At 55.7% G+C, this 5,048-nt stretch carries 5 protein-coding genes; 4 read left to right on the top strand and 1 reads right to left on the bottom strand.

Annotated elements, in window-relative coordinates; genetic code table 11:
• The 4 genes from ACIQ0G_RS10160 to ACIQ0G_RS10145 form a co-directional block, all read left to right on the top strand.
• On the top strand, nucleotides 1-239 hold a 239-nt coding region (locus ACIQ0G_RS10160), incomplete at its 5' end, for a hypothetical protein (RefSeq protein ID WP_397577805.1).
• Nucleotides 240-379: 140 nt separating this feature from the next.
• Nucleotides 380-1,657, top strand: a complete 1,278-nt coding sequence (locus ACIQ0G_RS10155; RefSeq protein ID WP_397577804.1) for an efflux RND transporter periplasmic adaptor subunit — start codon at nucleotides 380-382, stop codon at nucleotides 1,655-1,657.
• Complete coding sequence (locus tag ACIQ0G_RS10150) at nucleotides 1,638-2,351, top strand: ABC transporter ATP-binding protein (RefSeq protein WP_324478208.1); 714 nt, start codon at nucleotides 1,638-1,640, stop codon at nucleotides 2,349-2,351. Before ACIQ0G_RS10155 ends, ACIQ0G_RS10150 begins: the two co-directional genes overlap by 20 nt.
• Nucleotides 2,348-3,598 (top strand): ABC transporter permease, encoded by a 1,251-nt coding sequence (locus ACIQ0G_RS10145; protein WP_397577803.1) that lies wholly within the window; start codon nucleotides 2,348-2,350, stop codon nucleotides 3,596-3,598. Before ACIQ0G_RS10150 ends, ACIQ0G_RS10145 begins: the two co-directional genes overlap by 4 nt.
• On the opposite strand, the gene ACIQ0G_RS10140 is transcribed toward ACIQ0G_RS10145, so the two are convergent.
• Nucleotides 3,599-5,048: TonB-dependent receptor domain-containing protein (locus ACIQ0G_RS10140; RefSeq protein WP_397577802.1), on the bottom strand; the 1,450-nt coding region annotated here is incomplete at its 5' end.

Below are 5,048 nucleotides of genomic sequence, written 5' to 3'. Positions count from 1 at the left end.
CCATGAACCGCATGCGGATTGCCGCGACAAGCCGCGACGTTGCGCTTCGTGCCAGCTACAAGAAGCTTCAGGAAAGCCTGATTGCGCCTGAGACAGCAGCTGAAGAGCATGCTGCCGAATTGGCACAAGGTGCTGAAGCTGCCATCGGCGATGATGTGTTGGCAAAGGTGATTTCAGATGATCTGACCACCACTGACGCAGCCATCGATGATGTTGTGGATAGCGGCGAAGAAGAATAAGCTTCGCTTCCCTTAAGGAATGACAAAAGCCCGCTGGAAGCAATTCCGGCGGGCTTTTTGCTGTGTTACATGAATAAATCACTAGCCTAATCATTGCGCACTACATATACAGGGCTAGAAGACAATTGAGGACAGGTCGGATGTTTGAAACAATACGGGCTTGGGTGAAACGGCACCGCGTCTGGTCAGCGATTATCGCGCTTGTACTGCTATTCATTCTCTACCGCATCGTTCGCCCTACCCCGCATGACTATGAATATGTCAGCGAGACCGTCACGCGCGGCGAAGTTCTGCGCAAGGTTTCGGCCAGCGGCAAAATACGTGCGCTGAACACAATTAAGGTCGGCACCGAGGTGTCGGGACAAGTCACCAAAGTCTACGTCGATTTCAATTCGCCGGTTAAGGCAGGCCAAGTCCTCGCCGAGATCGACTCAACCCGCGTGCGTGCCCGCGTGCAGCAATCCGAAGCACAAGTTGCGTTGGCCCGCGCCGGTTTGCAGCAAACGGTTGCCAATGTCGCCCGCGCGCGGTCGGAGCTTGAGATACAGGAACGCGATTTTGCGCGGCAACGGGCGCTGGCCGAGCGCGGCTTTGTTTCAAAGGCAGGCCTCGACATCGCGCAAAGCAAGCTTAACAGCGCGCGGAACGCCTTGCAGGTTGCACTGGCGCAAACGCAAAGCGGCAATGCGCAGATCAGCCAAGGCACGGCGGAGCTTTCGTCAGCGCGGCTCGATCTCAACCGCACCGTGATTGTCGCGCCGGCCAGCGGCGTTATCATCAATAAACTTGTGGAACCCGGCACCACCGTCGCCGCCAGTTTCCAGACGCCAAACCTGTTCGAAATCGCGGCCGACACCACCAAGATGCAGGTCGAAGCATCGGTTGACGAAGCAGACATTGGCCAAATTGTCGAAGGCCAAGATGTGACCTTCACCGTCGACAGTTACCCCAATGATATATTCCGCGCCAAAGTGCGGCAGGTCCGCCAAGCGCCCGTCGAAACGCAGAATGTCGTCAGCTATCTCGTCATCATCGACGTGGACAATAAAGATGGCAAATTGCTGCCCGGAATGACCGCGAATGTAGAAATCATCACTGGCGCAAAGGCCAATGTGTTGCGCGTGCCAACCAACGCGCTTCGCTTCCGTCCCAAATTGGCCAACCGGGGCGAACCGAAAGAAGAAAAGCCCGGGGCACCCACAAAAAAGGAAACACCCCGGCCGACACTGTATCTGGCGGGAACCGATCTGTACCGACCGGTCAGGAAACAGGTTCAAATCGGCTTACAAGGCGACGATTATACGGAAGTGACTTCGGGCATCAAAGCGGGCGACAAAGTTCTCATCCGGACAAAATCCCTGAAGCCGAAGGCCCAAACCGACGACAATGCGGACGAAGATGACAGCGCCGCTTCTTGAAACGCATGATCTGGTCAAAGATTATGTGATCGGCGGTGAGGTTCTGCACGCCGTCAACGGCGTTTCGCTGACCATAAAACGTGGCGAGTTCGTTGCTATTATGGGTGCCAGCGGATCGGGCAAATCGACGTTCATGAATATGATCGGTTGTCTGGATGTCCCAACGTCTGGAACGTTGTTACTCGACGGCATTGATACAAAAACGCTCGACAGCGACGCACTGGCTGAAATTCGCAACCGCAAAATTGGCTTCGTGTTTCAGCAGTTCAACCTGCTCGCCCGCACGAGCGCGTTGGACAATGTGGCGGTGCCGCTCATTTACGCTGGCCTTGGCTATACCGAACGCCGGGAACGTGCGCAGGCGAAGCTTGAGGCGATGGGACTTGGCAACCGTTTGCAGAACACCCCTGCCAAGCTGTCGGGTGGCCAGCAACAGCGCGTTGCCATCGCCCGTGCGTTGGTCACCGATCCGCTCATGCTGCTCGCTGACGAACCAACAGGCGCGCTGGATACCCAGACATCGCTCGACATCATGGGCATTTTCCAAAAGCTGAACGACGAAGGCATCACGCTCATCGTCGTCACGCACGAACCGGACATTGCCGAATATGCCGAACGGCGGATTGTCTTTCGCGACGGACGGGTCATCGAAGATGCTGCGGTCAAATCGCGGCGTCGCGCGGTTGCCGGATGAGTAAGCTGCTAAACTCCATCGCTGGCTGGGGCGTCAATATTGCAATTGCGATGACAGCACTGCGCACCAATCTGATGCGCTCTATCCTCACCACGCTTGGCGTGATGATTGGGGTATTCTCCGTCATCTTGGCGGTAGCGGTGGGCAATGGCGCACAGGTTTCCGTAACGCAGCAGATCGCGACTCTCGGTTCAAATATGGCTATCGTCCTGCCTCAACCCGACAGCGGCAGCGGCCCGCCACGTGCCGCCGACCGCGGCCGTCTAACCGAACGCGATGGACAGGCGATCTTGCGCCAAGTAACTGGCGTCAGCGCAGTAGCGCCGCAAATCCGAAGCAGTGTCCAACTGGTGACGCCAGGCCGCAGTGCGACCACACAAGCCATCGGTGCAACGCCGGAATTTGGCACCGTTTCCAACATAAACGCATCTGAGGGCCGTTTCTTAAGCGATAGCGATGTCGGTGCCGCGACACGCGTCGTCGTGATCGGCCAGACCGTTGCAAACAAGTTGTTCGCTGACGTAAACCCCGTCGGCGAAACCGTGCGCATCAACCGTGTGCCCTTTAAGGTTATCGGTGTGCTAGAAAGCAAGGGAAGCAACTTAGGTAACGACAATGACGACCAAATTGTCGTTCCGATAACGACCCTGCGGCAGCGGCTTATGACATCAGCAATGCAAGGACCAGATGACGTGTCCTTCCTTTTCGTCGGCTTCGAAGACGAGGATTCACTGCAAGCAGGAGAAAGGGAAATCCAGCGTATTTTACGCGAGCGCTACCATGTGCCCAAAGGCAGGATTAACCCGTTCACCGTCAACACAACTGCAGAAATTGCCGAGACGACAGGTCAAGTGACGCAGATTTTTCAGGCTGTTTTGGTCGCGATAGCATCCATATCGTTGCTGGTGGGCGGTATCGGTATCATGAACATCATGCTGGTCAGCGTTACCGAACGCACGCGCGAAATCGGCCTTCGCATGGCATTGGGGGCAAAGCGCAGCGACATCCGTAACCAGTTCCTCGTTGAAGCCGCTGTGCTGTGCGTCATCGGCGGTGCGATCGGCCTAACCTTGGCCGTCCTCGCTGCAGCGGTTTTTCAGCAAGTGGCCGACTTTCCTGTCCCTGTCGGGCTAGACACGGCATTGATGTCCGTCGCGTTTTCCGCGGTCATTGGCATCATATTTGGCGGCTACCCCGCTATCCGGGCATCACGCCTTTCGCCGATTGAAGCGTTGCGCAGCGAATAATCAGAATTTACCTGACAACGTCAATTGAAGCAGCGGATCGAGGGTGCGTTTCCGGTTCACGATCTGATCGAGCTCTCCCGACGCCCGCGTACCGGCATAGATAAACCGGTCACGATGGAAGCCCGCCATGTCGGTCACTTGGAAACGCAATGTCCCTAGGCTGAACTTGCTATATTCGATAAATAGCGTCGATCGCGTGCCCTCATGCTGACGTCTGATCTCGTTGAAGAAATAGGCGTAATTCGGTTCCTGCACACTGAAGGATGCGCCGTAGACAAGGCCAAGGTCGGCCATGTCATAACGAATATCCCATTGTTGGTGCCACAATGGACGGTGGGACATGCGACGGTGCAGACCCGTGACGGGATCAGTCACTTTGCTCCCGTGATAATGGCCAATATATTTGGCTTCGATGCCCGCGATTCCAATGGGCTGTGTCAGCCAATCCAGCGGTAATGTTATCTCCAACTCGGCATTCCATCGCTTGCTTTTGCCGATGTTCCCGGTGCCGTCAAATTGCGCAGTGATGGCTCCATTGCTGTCACGGACAGTGATGGGCACAAGATCTTCGGTGTCGTCGACCAACTGATAATCACCACGAAACTGAATGCTGCCGCGTTCCAGAAACTTGTGACGGATGAGACCCGAAAAAGTCGTTGTTTTTTCCGGCACAAGGTCTGCATTGCCAGCATCCACCTGATTGCCGACGGTCACATCGACCGACGTCGCAAACTCATTGAAGTTCAACTGCGCAACCTGACGCTCGGCGCGCAATTCAAAAGTGGTTTGCGGATTGATTGTCCACGTCGCAATCGCGCGGGGCTTGATAAATTGAAAGCGCCGCTCCGCTATACTGTCACCCGACAAGGTCAGTTTGGAAAATTCTGCAATGGCGCCTGCTTCAACTTTCCAGGATGGACCAAGCGTCCATACGTCACTGACAAATGGTTCAAACCGCGTTTCTTGAACGAGGACATCGGATGCCGGGAAACTGGTCACCGCACCTGCGACCGAATTGGCGACGCTGAAACGTGCATCAAGGCGATTATAAGCGATCTCAGCGCCGAATTGGACAGCGTGCCTCCTGACCCCACTCCAGTCATTCTGGATGCGCATAACGGCTTCTGTGGGCTTGTTACGGCTGCGCGTTTCAAACAACGTCACCGGCTGCCCCATGCGGGCGATTTCGATGCTACTATAGGCGCTTTCGTGCCCTGATCGATAGAGCGCGACAATTTTGGTGTTCGTCTTCGGCACGGCGGAAAATTCAATGTCACCGCCGACTTCATAGCTTATGTCGCTAACGGGGCCGCCGCGCAGTAACAGCTCATCAGCGGTGTCCACGCCGGAGCCATTGAAATAATCCGCCTCCCGAATGTCGAAACTGTCATCCCAACGCACTTGGCCATTGAGGTTGACCTTGCTGTCGCCCAATTTGGTTTTGATGGCG

Source organism: Sphingorhabdus sp. (assembly GCF_044354325.1).
Lineage (GTDB): Bacteria > Pseudomonadota > Alphaproteobacteria > Sphingomonadales > Sphingomonadaceae > Sphingorhabdus_B.
The sequence above is the reverse complement of the archived record's forward strand: the minus strand, read 5'-3'. Positions and strand labels throughout refer to the sequence as shown.